General features: G+C 63.9%; 13 protein-coding genes. 3 read left to right on the top strand and 10 right to left on the bottom strand.

The genetic code is table 11. The features are described 5' to 3' along the window. Nucleotides 1-377 precede the first annotated feature (377 nt). Complete coding sequence (locus tag QA645_RS34265) at nucleotides 378-1451, top strand: TauD/TfdA family dioxygenase (RefSeq protein ID WP_283045643.1); 1074 nt, start codon at nucleotides 378-380, stop codon at nucleotides 1449-1451. A gap of 521 nt (nucleotides 1452-1972) precedes the next feature. Here QA645_RS34265 and QA645_RS34260 read toward each other — a convergent pair. The 10 genes from QA645_RS34260 to QA645_RS34210 all read right to left on the bottom strand — a co-directional run bounded on the left by QA645_RS34260 (nucleotide 1973) and on the right by QA645_RS34210 (nucleotide 17278). Beyond that, nucleotides 1973-2209: a DUF3551 domain-containing protein gene (locus QA645_RS34260; RefSeq protein WP_283045641.1), complete on the bottom strand. Its 237-nt coding sequence runs from the start codon at nucleotides 2207-2209 to the stop codon at nucleotides 1973-1975. A 139-nt stretch (nucleotides 2210-2348) separates the two neighbouring features. After that, nucleotides 2349-2579, bottom strand: a complete 231-nt coding sequence (locus tag QA645_RS34255) for a DUF3551 domain-containing protein (RefSeq protein ID WP_283053466.1) — start codon at nucleotides 2577-2579, stop codon at nucleotides 2349-2351. Between the two features lie 214 nt (nucleotides 2580-2793). Continuing rightward, on the bottom strand, nucleotides 2794-3150 hold the full coding sequence (locus QA645_RS34250; RefSeq protein WP_283045640.1) for a hypothetical protein: 357 nt from the start codon (nucleotides 3148-3150) through the stop codon (nucleotides 2794-2796). A 147-nt stretch (nucleotides 3151-3297) separates the two neighbouring features. Continuing rightward, a complete protein-coding gene (locus QA645_RS34245) occupies nucleotides 3298-12762 on the bottom strand; it encodes an alkaline phosphatase family protein (protein WP_283045638.1) in 9465 nt (3154 codons plus the stop codon). A 773-nt stretch (nucleotides 12763-13535) separates the two neighbouring features. Beyond that, complete coding sequence (locus tag QA645_RS34235; RefSeq protein ID WP_254129315.1) at nucleotides 13536-13754, bottom strand: DUF2158 domain-containing protein; 219 nt, start codon at nucleotides 13752-13754, stop codon at nucleotides 13536-13538. 386 nt (nucleotides 13755-14140) lie between these two features. Continuing rightward, the gene (locus QA645_RS34230) at nucleotides 14141-14893 is read right to left on the bottom strand and encodes an HAD family hydrolase (RefSeq protein ID WP_254129316.1); all 753 of its coding nucleotides are present in this window, start codon (nucleotides 14891-14893) and stop codon (nucleotides 14141-14143) included. After that, entirely contained in the window at nucleotides 14884-15783 is a 900-nt protein-coding gene (gene hemF, locus QA645_RS34225) for an oxygen-dependent coproporphyrinogen oxidase (protein WP_283045637.1), read from the bottom strand. The genes QA645_RS34230 and hemF overlap by 10 nt, the downstream gene beginning before the upstream one ends. Nucleotides 15784-15787: 4 nt before the next feature. Continuing rightward, complete coding sequence (locus QA645_RS34220) at nucleotides 15788-16153, bottom strand: 6-carboxytetrahydropterin synthase (RefSeq protein ID WP_283045636.1); 366 nt, start codon at nucleotides 16151-16153, stop codon at nucleotides 15788-15790. 14 nt (nucleotides 16154-16167) lie between these two features. After that, a complete protein-coding gene (queE, locus tag QA645_RS34215; RefSeq protein WP_283045635.1) occupies nucleotides 16168-16800 on the bottom strand; it encodes a 7-carboxy-7-deazaguanine synthase in 633 nt (210 codons plus the stop codon). Nucleotides 16801-16813: 13 nt separating this feature from the next. Further along, nucleotides 16814-17278, bottom strand: coding sequence for a tRNA (cytidine(34)-2'-O)-methyltransferase (locus QA645_RS34210; RefSeq protein WP_283045634.1), 465 nt, complete (start codon nucleotides 17276-17278; stop codon nucleotides 16814-16816). Between the two features lie 279 nt (nucleotides 17279-17557). Here QA645_RS34210 and petA point away from each other — a divergent pair, with 279 nt between their 5' ends. Together petA and fbcH are read left to right on the top strand one after the other, a co-directional pair. Next, the gene (gene petA, locus QA645_RS34205; RefSeq protein ID WP_254129321.1) at nucleotides 17558-18088 is read left to right on the top strand and encodes a ubiquinol-cytochrome c reductase iron-sulfur subunit; all 531 of its coding nucleotides are present in this window, start codon (nucleotides 17558-17560) and stop codon (nucleotides 18086-18088) included. 62 nt (nucleotides 18089-18150) lie between these two features. Next, a complete protein-coding gene (gene fbcH, locus QA645_RS34200; RefSeq protein WP_283045633.1) occupies nucleotides 18151-20214 on the top strand; it encodes a cytochrome b/c1 in 2064 nt (687 codons plus the stop codon). Nucleotides 20215-20305: the final 91 nt, after the last annotated feature.

The following is a 20305-nucleotide window of genomic DNA, read 5'->3' as shown; positions in this document are numbered from 1 at the left end:
GCACAGCAAGACGGTTGCCAAGGTAACGACGACTGACGGCACGGCGAAGCCTAACGAGAATCTCATAAGGTGCCTCCCCAAAAAGGACGGAAATGTAATCCCGACAGCTAATGGTTGTATCACAGCATTCGGATACCGACAATTCGGAGGACGCAAGAGCATCTCCGTCATCGACATGGTGGCCGACAGAACGCCGCCCGCTCGCGCCGTTGCGATGTCGGCTTCCGGCCTTTCTGTGACATTCAGTGATGTCCGTTCGTCCACCGTTGTGTGCGACGATTGCCCGGGCCCTGGCCGTGGGCCCACGAAGTTGCCAACACGCCGTTGTCACAATATGACGCCGTGTCCGACGACCCATCTTCCCAGGAGCCAGCAATATGAACGTGGTCTCAGCGACCCGCGGGATCGATCGCCCGTCAGGGAAGATCGACATCCCATCCGCCTGGCTAGGCACCGAGATGAAGGCCAATCCTGATCGGTGGCTGGTATCGCTCGAGGCCGGCGAGATCGCGGAGCTCGAGAACGCGGCGGAATCCTATCTTGGTCGAAGCAGGAAAATCGCCGACATCACCAAGGACGGCTTTCCGCTTCCGCGCCTCGGTGCGCATCTGGAACAGCTCAAGGCAAAGCTGCTGACCGGCCTGGGCTTCGAGGTCATCCGCGGCCTCCCGGTGGCGACATACAGCCGGGAGTTTGCGGCTACGATATTTTGCGGGGTGGGCGCGCATCTGGGATCAGCGCGGTCCCAGAATGCAGCGGGTCACATTCTCGGTCACGTCCGTGACATTGGCGCCGACGCCAGGGATCCGAACACGAGGATCTATCAGACGTCGGAACGGCAGACATTCCACACGGATTCGTCCGACGTGGTTGGACTGTTGTGCATTCGCGAGGCGATGGAGGGAGGGGACTCTCTCCTGGTCAGCACGACGTCGATCTACAACGACATGTTCGACCGGCGTCCCGACCTTGCCGCGCTCCTGTTCGAGCCGATCGCGACCGACCGGCGCGGCGAGGTGCCGGAGAACGAAAAGCCGTATCTCGAAATCCCCGTGCTGAATTGGCATGCGGGATTCCTGACCGGGTTCTATCAGCGCCAGTACATCGACAGCGCGCAGCGCTTTCCCGATGCGCCGAGACTGACGCCGGCCCACGTCGAGGCGCTCGATCTCTTCGACGCGCTCGCGAATGATCCCCGCTTGCATTTCGGCATGCGGCTACAGCCGGGGGACATGCAGTTCGTCTACAATCATGCCTTGCTGCATGACCGGACCGGATTCCGCGATTGGCCCAATGCCGGCGAAAAACGTCATCTGCTGCGCCTTTGGCTCAGCATGGCAGGTGACCGGCCGCTGCCCGATTGCTTCAAGCAGCGCTATGGCTCGATCGAGATCGGCAACCGTGGCGGCATCATCACCAAAGGGACCAGTCTGAACGTTCCGCTGGATTGATGGTCCGAGTCGGACGACATCGCTCCCGGCACTTGCGGGTTCGAGCGTCTATGGGCCGTGCAAGCTGCCCAGAAACCGCTCCTTTTCGCCGGGCGCATAACCCTGACACGCGCCGTAATATGCTTCCGGCTTGTCACAGGGGTCAGCGGACCTGGATTCGGTCGGCGGCCGCGATGGCGCGTACGCAAAGCTCGAAGCGGAGCCCGGCGCGAACGTGCCCTGATCGGAGCGAACGACAGCGTGCCGATGGCTGTGGTGCGCCGGCGCCGCGTTCGCAACGCCGCACAGGCCGATCAAAAGGCTCAAAGCCAAAATGGAACGCATCGCTTTTTCTCCAGCTGCCTCTCGTCTGGTAACTTAAGGCTCGGCTGCAGCGCCCCAACGGGTGTGGGCTTCACGACCGGTCACATCCCCGGCATCGGGGACCCGCATCGGGCGATGCGATCGTGCAATTTGGCAAATGTCGCTTGTCGACATCGCGGGCTGATTGTCGCGTGCGTGAGCCGCCGGCGCTGCCGTGATCAGCGCGTCCGGCGCGGAGCCGGAGTTTGCTGCTGGAACCTCACGCGCGGGTTTATGTCGCAGTAGGTATTCCACCGGCCGGACGATGACGCCAGGCACTGTTCTCGCGTCGAATACATGCACTCGCCGGGGAAGCCGAGCCCGCCGCCAAACACGCACCAGGGATAGTCACGCTCGGCGTGCGCTGCGGGAGCAAGTCCCGCCACCATGAAGACAACCAGCAAGGCGATCCGCATGAGATCCTCCATCATGTCAATCGAACGGCGGCTGCCGATCGCCGACCATGGCTAACGAATTGCCGCCGCAACGGCAAGCATCAACCCGTCGCTACACGACATCGTTCCTGAAGGCGTCATGTGTCGCCGCAAATCGCATCTATCGCAGACGCGGAGCGCGGTCTGCAGGCGACAGTGGCGGCGGGGACGCTGGTTGCGCGTAAGGGTTCACCAGGCACGTGGCGGAAAGGCCTGCAGCGGTCGCTTTGCACGCCTCCCATGAATCGTACTGACACGAAATGGAGCTCGCACCGCCCCATTCCCACTTCTGAAGGCAAATCGGATGATGGCCGCCGAACCGTTGAGCGACGGCCGGCGCGGACGCAGACATCGCGATCCAGATGATCAGGAGAAAGGGAAGCGCGCGCATCATGCGACTCCGGGGATTTGCGAATTCGACGTCCAGGGCACTGACGGCCGGGGCACTGCGGACCACAGAGATCCCGGCTCTCCCGGCACCGCGACGATACTAGGCCACGCGCGTTCGCAGCGGCAACAGCAAATGCAATGACGCGTCCCGGCCTGCGATGGTTCGTGTGCCGCTGCTACTCGATCGTTGCATTCACGGTCATGACCGATCGGCCTGAGCCGTAGGGACCCTTTCCTTCACCGTAGATGGCGAAATTGTCGTTGCCTTTGTAACCGGATGCCGCGGTGTACCTGAACGTCGTGACGTTGATCTGCCGCAGCGTCCCGTGCGCAGGCTTCTGGGAAACGCCCGAGTTGTGCATCGCTCCCGGAATTCGCATCGGGAAATTGCACGTTTGCCCCGACCTGACCGCGAAGTAGGCCGTCATGTCGACGCCAAACACGGACGGATGACCGGTGACGCGGCACTCGGAGACGGCGAACGCCGTAGCCGGCGTCAGGCTCATGACAGCAGCGACAGCCAGGGTCCGCATGGTCATCTCCCGCGAGGATCAAATGGCCTCAGCGGGTCATTGATCTCCAGGCGTCGGGAGAACCATTGATTTGAATCAACATGCCGCCCCTCCGCGAGAGAGGCCGTGTCGCGAGATGAGCAAACGGCGCGGCCGGTGCGCCGCTGCTCATCCCGTGTGGAGATGGGCAGCGGCGAGAGCGGCCTGGTTGTCCCAACCGACGTTCGGATTGGAGGGCGGGCAGAACGGGCCAGGGCCGTGTCCGTCGAAGCCGGCGGCTGCGAATTGATTCATCAGCGCTGCAAGGCGATCGATATTCCCGGCGTCCCAGGGCGGGGCGGCGCCGGGACCACTTGGCGCCGACGCCGGCGGATCGGTCACCGTCATGGTCTGTGACGCCGATGTGGCGGCTTCGCCGGACGTCGTGTTGCTCGCCGTCACCGTGAGCGTCGCGACCGGATGGTCGGTGCCCGTATAGCTCGACGACAGCGTCAGCCCGGTGAGCGGTTGGCCCGTCGTGGAGGCGCCTTCGGTAATGGTCCAGGTGGTGGTTCCGTTGGATTGAAGGCTGCTGGTGACGGTGTTTCCGGCCGGAGCCGTGATCGACTCGTAGCTCGGCAAGCCGCTGATGCTCACCGACAATTGGTCGTCGGAATCGACGGGCGTCGCGGTGATGCCCAACGACACGGATCCTCCGGCGTTTACCGTCAGCGAATTGCTGCTGATGCTCAGTGCCGGACTCTCGGGCGCCCCGTCCTGATCCACCGCCAGCGCAGCCGCTCCCGCAGCGGCCGTCCCAAACACCTGGATGGGCGCCGCCGTCGCGGCGTTGTTGGGAGCGGTCAAGCCCAGCGAAGCCGTGATCGTGCTCAGAAGATTGTAGTGATTGTAGGCGGTGTTGTAGTTTCCCGGCACCACGTTGGCGCCGTACAGCAGAGTTGGTACCGTGTTGGCAGCAGCCTCGGAGGTCGAATCGTCATTCTCGTCCCAGGTCACGATCAGCAGCGAATTGTTGTTGACCGCCCACTGAGCATAGGCGCTCAGGTTTTGTTGAAGCCATGTATCGCCTTGCGCGATCGTCCCATCGTGCATGTCGTTACTCACGCTGGGAATGACGTACGAGACGGTCGGCAGGCTGGAATAATTGCCGTTGGCAAAAAGCGACGGGAAGCTGGTGAAATCCGTCTGAACCGTGCGGCCCTCGGGGAATGAAACCCAGGGATCATGGTTGAAGTCACTGCCAATTCCGCCCTCGTCGACATAGCCCGTGAACGAGTAGCCCCCGTTCTTCAGCACCGTGTACAGCGTTGGATCGGGAAGGCTGTAGGAGCCGTCATCGGTGGTGCCGAATGTCGAACCGGCATACATGACGAAGTAATTCGGTTGGCTCGGATGATACTCCGCCGTCATGTTGGTCAGCGATGCGCCGCCGGCCATCAGGCTGTTGATGTAAGGTGCCTGGCTACTGCCGGCGATCTGGTCGTAGTTATGGTTTTCTTCGACGACAACGACGATGTGGCTGTACTTCGGGACGCCGGTGCTGGTCGTGGTCGGGTTGACCTGCAGGGTGCCGGCGGGATTGTAGTTGGTGGCGCCGGCCAGGTTAGCCGCGTTGCCGGCGCCGTCACTGATGACCGCGCCGTTGAGGTTGAGCGAGGAGATGGCGAGATCGGACGTGGTCTGGCCTGCCGCCACCGTGTAGCTGAAGGTGAGCGCGGTGCTGCCCGTGCCGCCGGTGTAGCTCGCCGTGCCGCCATCATTGAGCGCGAGCGTCGGCGTGCCGCCGCTGGTGTTGACCGTGACGGCCTCACTGAGATTGACGGTCAAGGTGACAACCTGGCCGGTGCTCACGCTGCCGGCGCCGTTGGTGATGCCGGTGCCGGAAGCCACGATCGAAGCAATCGTCGGCGCCGTGGTGTCGATCTGCAGGGTGCCGGCGGGATTGTAGTTGGTCGCCCCCGTCAGGTTTGCGGCAATGCCGTTGCCGCCGGTGATGGTCCCGCCGTTGAGGTTGAGCGCCGAGACGATGAGATCGGCGGTGTTCTGGCCTGCCGCCACCGTGTAGCTGAAGGTGAGCGCAGTGCCGCCCGAACCGCCGGTGTAGCTTGCCGTGCCGCCGTCGTTGAGGGTGAGCCTCGGGGTGCCGCCCGCGGTATTGACCGTCACCGCTGCACTGAAGTTGACCGTCAGCGTGACCACCTTGCCGGCATTGAGATCGCCGGCGCCGCTGGTGATGCCGGTGCCGGACGCGACGATCGAGGCGACCGTCGTCGCCGTCGTGTTGACCTGCAGGGTGCCGGCGGGATTGTAGTTGGTGGCTCCCGCAAGATTGGCGGCGTTGCCGGCACCGTCGTTGATGGTTGCGCCGTTGAGGTTGAGGGCCGAGATGACGAGATCGGACGTGGTCTGGCCCGCGGCCACCGTGTAGCTGAAGGTGAGCGCAGTACCGCCCGAGCCGCTGACGTAGCTCGCCGTGCCGCCATCATTGAGGGTGAGTGTCGGCGTGCCGCCGCTGGTGTTGACCGTGACCGCCTCACTCAGATTGACGGTCAGGGTGACAACCGCACCCGTGCTGACATTGCCGGTGCCGTTGGTGATGCCGGTGCCGGTCGGAACGATCGACGCAATGGTCGGCGCCGTCGTATCGATCTTGAGCGTGCCCGCCGGATTGGCGTTGGTGGCACCTGCCAGGTTCGCGGCGTTGCCGCCGCCATCGCTGATGGTCGCGCCGTTGAGGTTGAGCGCGGAGACGATGAGATCTGCGGTGTTCTGGCCTGCCGCCACCGTGTAGCTGAAGGTGAGCGCAGTGCTCCCCGTGCCGCCGGTGTAGCTTGCCGTGCCGCCATCGTTGAGGGTCAGCGTCGGCGTGCCGCCGGTGGTGTTGACCGTCACCGCCTCGCTGAAATTGACCGTCAGCGTAACCACCTTGCCGGCATTGAGATTACCGCTGCCGCTGGTGATGCCGGTGCCGGAGGCCGCGACCGATGCAATCGTCGGTGCCGTCGTGTCGATCTGAAGCGTGCCGGCCGGATTGTAGTTGGTCGCGCCCGTCAGGTTCGCTGCAACGCCGTTGCCACCGGTGATGGTTGCGCCGTTGAGGTTCAGCGATGAGATGATCAGATCGGCGGTGTTCTGGCCTGCCGCCACCGTGTAGCTGAAGGTGAGCGCGGTACTGCCCGAGCCACCGGTATAGCTCGCCGTGCCGCCATCGTTGAGCGTGAGCGACGGCGTGCCGCCCGCGGTGTTGACCGTTACGGCCGCGCTGAAGGTCACCGTCAGCGTGACCACCTTGCCCGCGTTGAGATCGCCGGCGCCGCTGGTGATGCCGGTGCCCGAGGCCGCGATCGAGGCAACCGTCGTCGCCGTCGGGTTGACTTGCAGCGTGCCGGCGGGATTGTAGTTGGTGGCGCCGGCCAGGTTGGCCGCATTGCCGGCGAGGTCGTTGACGACCGCGCCGTTGAGGTTGAGGGCCGAGATGGCGAGATCGGCCGTGGTCTGACCCGCCGCGACCGTGTAGCTGAAGGTGAGCGCGGTGCTGCCCGTGCCGCCGGTGTAGCTCGCCGTGCCCCCATCGTTGAGTGTGAGCGTCGGTGAACCGCCGGTGGTGTTGACCGTCACGGCCTCACTCAGATTGACAGTCAAGGTGACAACCGCACCTGTGCTCACAGTGCCGGTACCGTTGGTGATGCCGGTGCCGGTCGGGACGATCGAGGCGATCGTCGGCGCGGTGGTGTCGATCTGCAGGATGCCGGCCGGATTGTAGTTGGTCGCCCCCGTCAGGTTGGCGGCAATGCCGTTGCCACCGGTGATGGTCGCACCGTTGAGGTTGAGCGACGAGACAATGAGATCTGCGGTGTTCTGGCCCGCTGCCACCGTGTAGCTGAAGGTGAGCGCGGTGCTGCCGGTGCCGCCGGTATAGCTTGCCGTGCCGCCATCGTTGAGGGTGAGCGACGGCGTGCCGCCGCTGGTATTGACCGTCACGGCCGCGCTGAAGTTCACGGTGAGCGTGACCACCTTGCCGGCGTTGAGATCGCCGGCGCCGCTGGTGATGCCGGTGCCCGAGGCCGCGATCGAGGCAACCGTCGTCGCCGTCGGGTTGACCTGCAGCGTGCCGGCGGGATTGTAGTTGGTGGCGCCGGCCAGGTTGGCGGCGTTGCTGGCTCCGTCACTGACGACCGCGCCATTTAGATTCAACGATGAGATGGCGAGATCGGACGTGGTCTGGCCTGCCGCGACCGTGTAGCTGAAGGTGAGTGCGGTGCTGCCCGTACCGCCTGTATAGGTTGCCGTACCGCCATCGTTGAGCGTGAGCGTCGGTGTGCCGCCGGTGGTGTTGACCGTGACGGCCTCACTCAGATTGACAGTCAAGGTGACAACCGCACCCGTGCTCACATTGCCGGTGCCGTTGGTGATGCCGGTGCCGGTCGGGACGATCGAGGCGATCGTCGGCGCGGTGGTGTCGATCTGCAGGACGCCGGCCGGATTGTAGTTGGTCGCCCCCGTCAGGTTGGCGGCATTGCCGCCACCACTGATGGTCGCGCCGTTGAGGTTGAGCGATGAGACAATGAGATCGGCGGTGTTCTGGCCCGCCGCCACCGTATAGCTGAAGGTGAGCGCAGTGCTGCCCGAGCCGCCGGTATAGCTTGCCGAGCCGCCATCGTTGAGCGCGAGCGACGGCGTGCCGCCGCTGGTGTTGACCGTCACGGCCGCGCTGAAGTTCACGGTGAGCGTGACCACCTTGCCCGCGTTGAGATCGCCGACGCCGCTGGTGATGCCGGTGCCCGAGGCCGCGATTGAAGAAACCGTCGGTGCCGTTGCCCCGGAACCCTGGACGGCGATCTGGGTAACCACCGTCTGCCACCAGCCGTTGGCAATATATTCATTCGAGATCCAGAACCCGTTCGGGTTGTTCGGATCGGCGATAGCGGTCGAATAGGTGCCCCAGCGCTGGTCGTTCAGAGTACCGGAATCGAAAAACGTAGTGCTCGCCTGGTAAAGCGTCGGCGCGGTGAAGGCGGAAGCCCCGGCGCCGAGCACCGTATAATAGTCGGAAGGATACATGTTCGACCCGGAGGCCGAGAAATTGATGAGCACGTCGCCGTTCTGGTCGACCGCAATCGAAGGATTGAATACGGCGACACCCGTGCCGATGGACGCGCCGGAAATGACGTTCCCGATGACATATTGCGGATTCGTGGGGTCGGTGACATCGAGCTTGAACCACTCGATTTGCGCGAGCCCTCCCGCGCTAGGCATGGCTTCGCTCACGCCGTAGACGTAATTGTGTCCTCCGGACGAGGTGTAGGCAAGGCTCTGGATGCGTCCGTCGTTAATGTCGAGCTTCTTGGTCGTGCCCAACTGCGCGGTGGTGAAGTTGCTTCCGCCCCCTCCCACATCGGCGTCGCCGAGGAAAATCGTTTGGGTCGCGCTGAAGCCATGCGTCGGATCGTACGTTTGATATGTGAGTGTGGTCTCCCTCGCGTCCGAATGGGCGCTCAAATAATAGGTCACCCCGTTGTCGCCGGCGACATTGCGCATGATGCTGGCGGTGCTAGGCACGCTGGTGCTGGCGTCGGGCGTGATCGCGCGGTTTCCGGCGGCTATGACGCTACTTTCGTTGACGATGAATTCGCCGTTGCTGTAGCCGCCTCCCGCGTCCAAAAATTCGGGCGTGGCGACGTAGATTTTGCCGTTGCTGACCGACAGATAGGGCATGTCCGACTGGGTCGTTCTGCCGTTGGACGTGTCGATCGAAGCCAAATACCAGCCGTCGCTCGGATTGCTGTCCACCGACACGGCGATATCGACATTGGTGGCGAAATTCCCGCCGCCTGGTTGAAAATTATCCGCGGTGACCACGTAGCGGCCGGTCGAACTGTCATAGACGGCGCGCGCGTCGAGAAGGGCGTTGTCAAGCGTGCCGCCAAGCGGCGAGAACAAGCTGTACAATGACCCGTTGGCTACGATTGGATTGCCGCTCAGGTCGGTGATCTCGTAGTGAGTGGTCTCCGCAGTGAAAATGTAATTCGGCCCGACCGCCAACGCATTTTGGGGCGGAGTGTTGGTCCGGTCGGACAATCCGGAGAATGACCGAGTGACCGTGGCGGACGCTCTCGTCGGTGTCGCCGAATAGAGGTTGAGTGCCGGTACGCCGGCGCTGGCGCCGATCGGTGCAGCGCCGTAAAGGCTTTCGATCGTGGCAAGCAGGGAATACGGGTCAGTCGGCGAGTCGTTGACGGCTCCGGCCGGAACGCCCCCGCCGACGACGATTGCCGCAACGTGACTGGGGTAGGTCACCGCTGGATTGGTGTTGTTTTCGTCGAAGGTGACGATCAGCAGCGAATTGTTGGCCTGCGCCCAGGCGGCGTAGGCGGAGAGATTGGCCTGGACCCAGGCGTCGCCGGCCGGAATCCCGCCGCCGTTGTCGCTCGTCGGCGTCATGTTGTCGGCGTCGTTGGGCGAAACGTAGGAAACGGTCGGAAGGTTGGCAAAGCCGGCCGCGGTCTGAGGAAAAGCGCTGAAGTCGTGAGCGGTGCTGGCCGAATTGGCGAAGTGGATCCAAGGCTGGCGCTCGGGATCAGCCGTGGTTTCGGCGTAACCGCCGAAGGTGTAACCGCTGGCGGCGAGCGTGCTCGCCAGCGTCGGCACGCTGGCCGGAAGCTGGGGAAAGTTGCCGTTGGTGGTGATGCCCTGCGTCGAGCCGGAAAACAGGGCAATGTAATTGGGCTGGCTCGGATGAGTCACACCGTTGTAGTTGGTTAGCAGCATCCCCTGAGCGATCAGCGAGTTCAGGTAAGGCGCCTGCGAACTCCCTACGATGTCGGAATAGTTCTCGTTTTCCAGGGAAAGGACGACGATGTGGTTAGGTTTGGCGGCGGTGGTCGGGTTGACCTGCAGGGTGCCGGTCGGATTGTAGTTGGTGGCGCCCGACAAATTGGTGGCGTTGCCTGCTCCGTCGTTGATGGTTGCGCCGTTGAGGTTGAGGGCCGAGATGGCGAGATCGGACGTGGTCTGGCCTGCCGCGACCGTGTAGCTGAAGGTGAGCGCGGTGCTGCCCGTGCCGCCGGTGTAGCTCGCCGTGCCGCCATCGTTGAGCGTGAGTGTCGGCGTACCGCCGCTGGTATTGACCGTGACGGCCTCGCTGAGATTGACGGTCAGGGTGACGACCCCGCCGGTGCTCACAGTGCCGGTGCCGTTGGTGATGCCGGTGCCGGTCGCGACGATCGAGGCGATCGTCGGCGCCGTGGTGTCGATCTGCAGGATGCCGGCGGGATTGTAGTTGGTCGCACCCGTCAGGTTGGCGGCATTGCCGCTGCCGTCGACAATCGTCGCGCCGTTGAGGTTGAGCGCCGAGATGATGAGATCGGCGGTGTTCTGGCCCGCCGCCACCGTGTAGCTGAAGGTGAGCGCGGTGCTGCCGGTGCCGCCGGTGTAGCTCGCCGTACCGCCATCATTGAGAGTAAGTGATGGCGTGCCGCCGCTGGTATTGACCGTCACGGCCGCGTTGAAGGTCACCGTCAGCGTGACCACCTGGCCCGCGTTGAGATCGCCGGCACCGCTGGTGATGCCGGTGCCCGAGGCCGCGATCGAGGCAACCGTCGGCGCCGTTACGTTGACCTGCAGGGTGCCGGTGGGATTGTAGTTGGTCGCTCCCGCAAGATTGGCGGCGTTGCCGGCTCCGTCGTTGATGGTTGCGCCGTTGAGGTTGAGGGCCGAGATGGCGAGATCGGATGTGGTCTGGCCCGCGGCGACCGTGTAGCTGAAGGTGAGCGCGGTGCTGCCGGTGCCGCCGGTGTAGCTTGCCGTGCCGCCATCGTTGAGGGTGAGCGTCGGCGTACCACCGCTGGTGTTGACCGTCACCGCCTCGCTGAGATTGACGGTCAAGGTGATGACCCCGCCGGTGCTGACGTTGCCGGTGCCGTTGGTGATGCCGGTGCCGGTCGGGACGATCGAGGCGATCGTCGGCGCGGTGGTGTCGATCTGCAGGATGCCGGTCGGATTGTAGTTGGTCGCCCCCGTCAGGTTGGCGGCATTGCCGCTGCCATCGGCGATCGTCGCGCCGTTGAGGTTGAGCGCCGAGACGATGAGGTCGGCGGTGTTCTGGCCCGCCGCCACCGTGTAGCTGAAGGTGAGCGCGGTGCTCCCCGTGCCGCCGGTGTAGCTCGCTGTACCGCCGTCATTGAGGGTGATCGTCGGCGTGCCGCCGCTGGTGTTGACCGTCACGGCCGCGCTGAAGTTCACCGTCAGCGTGACCACCTTGCCGGCGTTGAGATCGCCGGCACCGCTGGTGATGCCGGTGCCGGAAGCCACGATGGAAGAGACCACAGGCCCGGCCGGCGTTGAGTTCTGGATCGCGATCTTGGCGACCGACGTCTGCCACCAGCCGCTGGCGACGTATTCGTTCGAGACCCAGAACGCGTTCGGACTATTCGGGTCGACAGTGGCCGACGAATTGACGCCCCAACTCTGGACGCTGGCGCCATCGCCCGCGTTGAAGAAACCGGTACTCGCCTGGTACAGGATGGGGGCGCTGAACGAGCCCACGGGATCGCTACCACCCTGGAAGACGTAGTAGTCCGCCGGGTACATGTTCGGGCCGCTGGCGGTGAAGTTGATGAGGACATCGCCCGCGGTGTCCACCGCGATGGATGGATTGAACGTCGCCACACTGGTGCCGATCGCGGCGCCCGAGATATCGCCCTGCGCCACGAGGGACGGCGCGCTGGGATTGCTGACATCGATCTTGAACCAATGGACCAGCGGCACGCTGGAGCCGGTCGGCTTCATCTCGGCTACGGCGTAGAGGAAGCCGTTGGCATAGACCATGCTGGCGATCCGGTTGTCGCCGGCATCGAGCGGGAGGCTGGTCCCCTGCTGCTGGGCCGTGTAGCTGCCGCCCTGGTCGATATTGCCGAGGTTGACGGTGCTGGTCGTGCTGAACGTATTCGTGGCCTTATCGTAGATCTGCACGGCGACGACGATCTGACCTCCGCTGGAGAAGTCGCTCGCGTAGTAAGTCTTGCCGTTGTTGCCGGATGCGACGGCAAATTTGCCTTGGGTTGACGGCATGGCTTCGCTTGCGGTCACGCTCAACGTGCCGCCGCCATAGATCCCTCCGCCCGCGCCGGCGGTATCGCCGATGACCCAGTTTTCGGTGCCGGCATAACCGGACGCGCTGGTATTATACTGTGCTGTCGAGATGTAGACGTTCGAACCGTCGACCGCCAAAATCGGGCGGTCGGAGTCGGTCGGCTGACCGCTGATCGTGATGGTTGTATTGAGCTGCGAGAAGGTCCAGCCGTCGTTCGGATTGGAATCCTTGGAGACCGCGATATCGATGGACGTCGTGACGCCATCCGGCGCCAGGTACTCCATGATCGCGACGAAGCGCTGATTGACGCTGTCGTACGCGACGCGCTGACCATAGAGGCCGCCGGTTGGCGATAGCGGCGAGAAGAAGCTGTAGACCGACTGCTGGGTTGGTGATCCGCCGGCCAGGTTGGTCCATTCAATCTGCCCCCCGTCGATCATCACGACGTAGTTCAGCCCGACGGCGAGGCCGCTATCCGGGGGATAGGTGCTGGTGTCCAATGGCCCGGAGAACGATGTCTGGATCTGAGAGGAATAGGTCATGTTCCTGCTCCGTCTATCCAAGCTTTCAATGAGGATCAGATGCCGACGTTGACATGAGGTTTTTGCAGCGAACGTTATTCCAGCACCACGCACGCCCATGCCGGTTGCAAGACGCTAGATCTTGCAAGCCGTGGCGCTAATGTCCGACAGCCTCTCGGGCAACTTGTCGCAGTGTACCATCACGACGGACCACTTTGAGACCTCAATGGGGGTACTCCCTACCGGGTCCGAGTGTCCGCTCGATGCCGACCTTGTCGCGCCTATGCTGGATCTCTCGTCGTCCTGGCGCAGAACAGCCGCACCCAAGCAGAGCCCTGCCGAGGGCAGCGAGCGGCGACTGGACTGAGCTGCGTGCGCAAAGCCACGATTGCGGATGAGACTCGACCGCCGATGGACGTGGACCTATCTCCGCTTTGGCAGTCCAACGTAGGGAAGCCATTCTGTCATGTGAGATGCGACGGCCGCGTTACGTGCCCGCCTGAAGAGCTCTTCGCGCTCCCTGCCGTCGGGCAATCGATAGGCCTCTTCGCGTAGACGCCTGGCTTCCTCAGCCAATTTCTCTTCGAACGAGCGTTCGCAGTCTGCTTGGAGCATCATGGGCCCGGCTCCATGCCCACAGAGTTTCATTCAACCGTTTGCAGAAGCTTCCGTTCCCGTTTTTCAAGTGTTCACGCAGAGAAGGGCAAAAGCAGGACCTGCGGGGCAGGGCCCTTGACGCAACTGACGGCGCGACCCTGCTCTTGCCTTCGCGTGGGGCGCGATCTCAGGCGTGCCTACTCGTCGTCCTCGTCGTCTTCTTCCTCGTCTTCGTCTTCATCCTCGTCGTGGTCTTCTTCGACCTGGATGAGAGTGGCGAGCGGCAGCGTCTCGCGGAAGAGGTCGCCTTCCATGCCCATCCAGAGGCAGAGCACGTCGTCGCCCTTGACCTCCGCGACGGTCAGCGGCTGGCCGCCCGATTTCAGCATGACGATATCGCCGGCTTTCAATTCCATGGATTGTCCTTTCGAGTTGATCGATCCGGACCACAGCTAGCAATTTGTCATGACACGCCGAACACGGGGGAGGGGCGATGCGCATGATGCTCGCGGGCTGCGACAGGTGGGCCTGCATGGTTCGAGATGCCCGCTCACGCGGGCCCTCACCATGAGGGTCTGACATCTTGCCGGGAATGAGACCTCATCCTGAGGAGCCCGCGTAGCGGGCGTCTCGAAGGATGGCCACAGGTGAGGTGCGTGCCAGGCTCTGCGCTGTCATCGCACGCATCCCGACGATGGCATCATGCGCCTGTTTTGCCCGACGGGTCAATGATTTTTCGTAAAATCAGCAATCCGTCGGATTTGCAGCAGGGCCCTACTGTGCATGGGGTTGTTTTCGGGATTCAGCCTGGCACGAGCTCGGTCAGCGAGCGGATGATGCGGTCCGGCTTGACGGTCGAGCCCTCGGGCAGGCCGTCGCCATGCACGTCGATCCAGATCGCGTAGATGCCGAGCCGCTGCGGGGTGACGACTTCCCATTCCAGATTGTCGCCGATCATCCAGGTATCATCGGCGGTGACGCCGAGCGCCTCCATCGCGTGCAGATAGGCGCGCTCCTCCGGCTTGCCGAAACCGTGCTCGCCCTCGATCTGGATGTGGTCGAAGCGATGGGTCAGCTCGAAGCGCTCGACCTTGGCGCGCTGCATGTCGGCGGCGCCGTTGGTGACCAGCGCCAGCTTGACGCCGTGCGCCTTGAACGCGTCGATCGCATCATGCGCGCCCGGAAAGACGAAGATCGCTTCCTCGCGGTAGGTGGTGAAGCGGTCGGCGAGGCGCGCGGCGAGATCGTCGGAGAGGGCGCGGTGGCCGCTCGCGGCAAGTGCTGCGAAGCCGCCGCGCACCGTGAGCCGTCGTGCTTCGCCGAGCTTCATCCGCCACTCAGCTCCCGCGGTCGACCAGAACTGCCGCGCATAGGCCAGAACTGCTGATGCGACCTGTGCCGGCGGCAGCGGTCCGAGCTCCTCGGCGAATTCTTCGGCGATCGTGTTCCAGGCGATCTCGGGCCGGCCATAGGCCGACAGGATGGTGTCGTCCATGTCGATCAGCATGGCGCGGGGCAGCGGTCTCATTGCGGGCTTCGTCGTTGTCATGGCCATTTCACCTCCGGCGGCAGCGACGACAGGATCGAATCCACATTGCCGCCGGTCTTGAGCCCGAAGATGGTACCGCGGTCGTAGAGCAGGTTGAACTCGACATAGCGGCCGCGACGGATCAGCTGCTCCTCGCGGTCTTCAGCGGTCCAGGCGCTCGCGAAATTCCGTCTGACAAGCTCGGGATAGATCTTGAGGAAGGCGCGGCCGACATCCTGCGTGAAGGCGAGGTCGGCGTCCCAGTCGCCGCTGTCGTGCCAGTCGTAGAAGATGCCGCCGATGCCGCGCGCCTCTTTCCGGTGCGGCAGATAGAAATATTCGTCGCACCACTTCTTGTACTTGTCGTAATCGGCAACGCCGTTCGGCCCGGTGCAGGCTTCCTTCATCGCGGCGTGGAAGGCGAGCGTGTCGGCATCCTCCTGCGTACGCCTTCGGTCGAGCACCGGGGTGAGATCGGCGCCGCCGCCGAACCACGCCTTGGTGGTGACGACGAAGCGCGTGTTCATGTGCACGGCCGGCACGTGCGGATTGCGCAGGTGGGCGATCAGCGAGATGCCCGAGGCCCAGAACCGCGGGTCTTCTGCGGCACCCGGAATCTGCGCGCGAAACTCGGGCGCGAATTCGCCGTGCACGGTCGAGCAGTGCACGCCGACCTTCTCGAACAGGCGGCCCGACATCATCGACATCACGCCGCCGCCACCCTTGGCTCCGCTGTGATCGGTGCGTTGCCACGGCGTGCGCGCAAAGCGGCCGGCGTCGCCGGGATAGAGGCTTTGCGGCGCGTCATCCTCGAGCCGCTCGAAGTTTTCGCAGATGTCGTCGCGCAAGCGCTCGAACCAGCTGCGCGCGCGGGCCTTGCGGTCTTCGATCAGTGTTGGGTCCAATGTGGCTGTCATGCGGTTAGCCTTGCGGACCGTAATAGGTGCAGCTCTCGTTGCAACTGTCGCGGTGGATGCTGACGCGGGTGAGCTTGCCGATATGGGCGAGCCGGTCCCAGACGAAGCGCGACAGGTTCTCCAGCGTCGGTGTGCCGAGCGCCTCGATCTTGTTGAGGAACTTGTGGTCGAGCGTCAGCCGCACCTCCTCGATCGCGCGCTGGAGCAGGCCGAGATCGACCACCATGCCGGTTGCAGGGTCGGGCGTGCCGCGCACCGTCACCTCGGCGCGGAAGGAGTGACCGTGGATCTCTTCGCTATCAGCGCCAAAGGTCGTCCCCTTCAGCGTATGCGCCGCCTCGAAGCGGAACGATTTCGTCAATTCCCACATCTGTCCGTTCAGTCCTATCTGATGCCGAGCGATTTATGCGTCTGCACGCTCAGCCGCCATTGCGGATGGCGCAGGCAATAGTCGATCGCGCGCGCGGTGTTCTCGATGACCTCGGGCCCGTCCATCGGCTGCAGCGAGAAGCGCTCGAAGGCGAGGCTCTCGAAACTCTCGGGTGCGGCGAGGGCCTGCGGATAAACCAGCTTCAGCTCGTGCCCCTGGCGCAGCACCAGCTCGCTGCCGCCCTTGGGGCTGACGCAGATCCAGTCGAGGCCCTCGGGCGGAGCGACCGTGCCGTTGGTCTCGACGCCGATCTCGAAGCCGCGGGCATGCAGCGCCTCGACCAGGGCGTCATCCACCTGCAGCAGCGGCTCGCCGCCAGTCAGCACCACGTAGCGGTTGTCGGTGGAGGCCGTCCATTGCGCGGCGATGGTGTCGGCGAGTTCCGCGGCCGTGGCGTAGCGGCCGCCGAGCGTGCCGTCGGTGCCGACGAAATCCGTGTCGCAGAACTGACATGTCGCGCCGGCGCGGTCCGCCTCGCGGCCGCTCCAGAGGTTGCAGCCGGCAAAACGGCAGAACACGGATGCGCGCCCGGCATGGGCGCCTTCGCCTTGCAGGGTCAGGAAGATTTCCTTGACCGCGTAACTCACTGGTCTCTCCTCGTCATATCTCAACTTGCGGGTTCCGGACCTGCCGGAGCGCTTCGCCTGCGGCCATCGCCGCGGTCATGGCGACATTGAGCGACCGCAGCCCCTCGGTGATCGGGATCACCAGCCGCGCATCCGCGGCCTCGACCACCGCGTCGGTGACGCCGGCGCTCTCGCGCCCGAATAGCAGGATGTCCGACGTCTGGTAACGGAAATCGCGGTAGTCGGTGGCACCTTTGGTGGTGAACAGCAGCAGCCGGTAGCTGTGTGCCGCCCGCCACTCCTCGAATTTCGACCAGGAATCGTGGCGGGTAATGCTGACGTGGTCGAGGTAATCCATTCCCGCCCGGCGGAAATGCCGGTCGGAGACCGGGAAGCCGGCGGGTTCGATGATGTGGGCGTCGATGCCCAGACAGGCGCACAGGCGGAGAATCGTGCCGGTGTTCTGCGGGATGTCGGGTTGGAAAAGTGCGATCTGCATGGGCGGTGACGGGTCTGTTGTGGGCCGGAAATGTCTCAATAAAACATCGCTGGCCGCGGAATTCGTGCATTGCACGCTCCCGCGCCGTTAGCGGGCTTGCGCTCGCCCTGCAAGGGTGCCAATAGAACGATTCTGGACTGCTGTTTTTCGCCTTGTTTTGGTGGGGACAAGCCAAGTTCTGCCGCCGCGGGGGGCCGCGGGCGCCGGCAGACTGTTCCGGGGACCTTGGGGGCTCCCGGAGCGGTTCCGTCGGCAGCATAAGAAGAAAGGGTTGGAATCGTGACGACAGCGTCTTCGGCGGACCATCCGACACGCCGTGATTTCTTATTCGTTGCAACGGGGGCAGCTGCAGCAGTAGGGGGCGCAGTCGCGCTCTGGCCCTTTATCCATCAAATGAATCCGGACGCCTCGACCATCGCCGCCGGTGCGCCGATCGAGGTCGATCTGAGCCCCGTCGCGGAGGGACAGGACATCAAGGTGTTCTGGCGCGGCAAGCCGATCTACATCAGCCACCGCACCAAGAAGCAGATCGACGAGGCGCGCGCCGTTCCCGTGGCGAGCCTGCCCGATCCGCAGTCCGACGAGGCCCGGGTCAAGGCCGGCCATGACCAGTGGCTGGTCGTGATCGGCATCTGCACCCATCTTGGCTGCATCCCGATCGCCCATGAAGGCAATTACGACGGGTTCTTCTGCCCCTGCCATGGTTCGCAGTACGATTCGTCCGGCCGCATCCGCCAGGGGCCCGCGCCCGCGAACCTGCCGGTGCCGCCGTACCAGTTCGTTTCCGACACCAAAATCCAGATCGGCTGAGCTTCGGACCCGCGTCCGAAGCCTCGAACCGTCTCGTCGTATTATTTCCTCAGGATCGCATCATGAGCGGACCATCCGAATTCAAGCCGAGCAACCCGGCCCTGCAATGGATCGAGCGACGTCTGCCGATCATGGGTCTCGTGCACTCCTCCTTCGTCGTCTATCCCACCCCGCGTAACCTGAACTACTGGTGGACGTTCGGCGCCATCCTCTCCTTCATGCTGGGGATGCAGATCCTGACCGGCGTGATCCTGGCGATGCACTACACGCCGCATGCCGATCTCGCCTTCAGGTCGGTCGAACTGATCGTTCGTGACGTGAACTTCGGCTGGCTGCTGCGCAACATGCATGCCTGCGGCGCGTCGATGTTCTTCTTCGCAGTCTACGTCCACATGCTGCGCGGCCTCTATTACGGCTCCTACAAGGAGCCGCGCGAGGTGCTCTGGATCCTCGGCGTCATCATCTATCTCCTGATGATGGCGACGGGCTTCATGGGCTACGTGCTGCCGTGGGGCCAGATGAGCTTCTGGGGCGCCACCGTCATCACCAACCTGTTCTCCGCCATTCCCTATGTCGGCGAGAGCATCGTGACGCTGCTGTGGGGCGGCTATTCGGTCGGCAACCCGACGCTGAACCGCTTCTTCTCGCTGCACTACCTGCTGCCGTTCCTGATCGCGGGCGTCGTCGTGCTCCACGTCTGGGCGCTGCACGTGGCCGGCCAGAACAATCCCGACGGCGTCGAGCCGAAGACGGAAAAGGACACGGTGCCGTTCACGCCGCATGCGACCATCAAGGACGGCTTCGGCGTCGCCTGCTTCCTGCTGCTCTACGCCTGGTTCATCTTCTACATGCCGAACTATCTCGGCGACGCCGACAATTACATTCCGGCGAACCCGGGCGTGACGCCGCCGCACATCGTGCCGGAATGGTATTACCTGCCGTTCTACGCGATCCTGCGCTCGATCCCGAACAAGCTCGCGGGCGTGATCGGGATGTTCTCGGCGATCATCATCCTGTGCTTCCTGCCCTGGCTCGATGCCGCCAAGACCAGGTCGTCGAAGTATCGTCCGCTGGCCAAGCAGTTCTTCTGGATCTTCGTCGCGGTCTGCATCCTGCTCGGCTATCTCGGTGCGCAGCCGCCGGAAGGCATCTATGTGATCGCCGGCCGCGTCCTGACGGTCTGCTACTTCGCCTACTTCCTGATCGTGCTGCCGCTGCTCGCGCGCATCGAGACGCCGCGGCCGGTACCGAACTCGATCTCGGAGGCGATCCTCGCCAAGGGCGGCAAGGCCGTGGCCTCGATCGCGGTCGCGCTCGTTGCTGCCGGCGCGCTGTTCGCCGGCACCTTGCAGGATGCCCGCGCCGAGGAAGGCGGCACCAAGCCGCCGGGCAACAACTGGTCGTTCGCGGGCCCTTTCGGCAAGTATGACCGCGGTGCGCTCCAGCGCGGCCTGAAGGTCTACAAGGAAGTCTGCTCCAACTGCCACGGCCTGTCCTACATCGCCTTCCGCAACCTCGCGGATGCCGGCGGCCCCGGCTATTCGGTGGCGCAGGCGGCGGCGTTCGCCTCCGACTACAAGATCAAGGACGGTCCGAACGATGCGGGCGACATGTTCGAGCGTCCGGGCCGCCCGGCCGATTACTTCCCCTCGCCGTTCCCGAACGAGCAGGCCGCGCGCGCGGCGAACGGCGGCGCGGCGCCGCCCGATCTGTCGCTGATCACCAAGGCGCGCTCGTATGGCCGCGGCTTCCCGATGTTCCTGGTCGACTTCTTCACCCAGTACCAGGAGCAGGGCCCCGACTATGTCTCGGCGGTGCTGCAGGGCTTCGAGGACAAGGCGCCGGAAGGCGTGAGCATCCCGGAGGGCTCGTACTACAACAAGTTCTTCCCGGGCCACGCCATCAAGATGCCGAAGCCGCTCAGCGACGGCCAGGTGACCTATGACGACGGCTCGCCGGCGACGGTCGCGCAGTACGCCAAGGACGTCACCACGTTCCTGATGTGGACCGCCGAGCCGCACATGGAAGCGCGCAAGCGCCTCGGCCTCCAGGTCTTCGTGTTCCTGATCATCTTCGCGTTCCTGATGTACTTCACCAAGAAGAAGGTCTGGGCCGACTCGCACTGAGCGGCCGACGCGAAACGAGACTGAAGAAGCCCCCGCAAGGGGGCTTTTTTGTTGCACACGCGCGTGTGTTGTTCGGCGCGATTGCCTATCG

Source organism: Bradyrhizobium sp. CIAT3101 (genome assembly GCF_029714945.1).
Classification (GTDB): domain Bacteria; phylum Pseudomonadota; class Alphaproteobacteria; order Rhizobiales; family Xanthobacteraceae; genus Bradyrhizobium.
The sequence above is the reverse complement of the archived record's forward strand: the minus strand, read 5'-3'. Positions and strand labels throughout refer to the sequence as shown.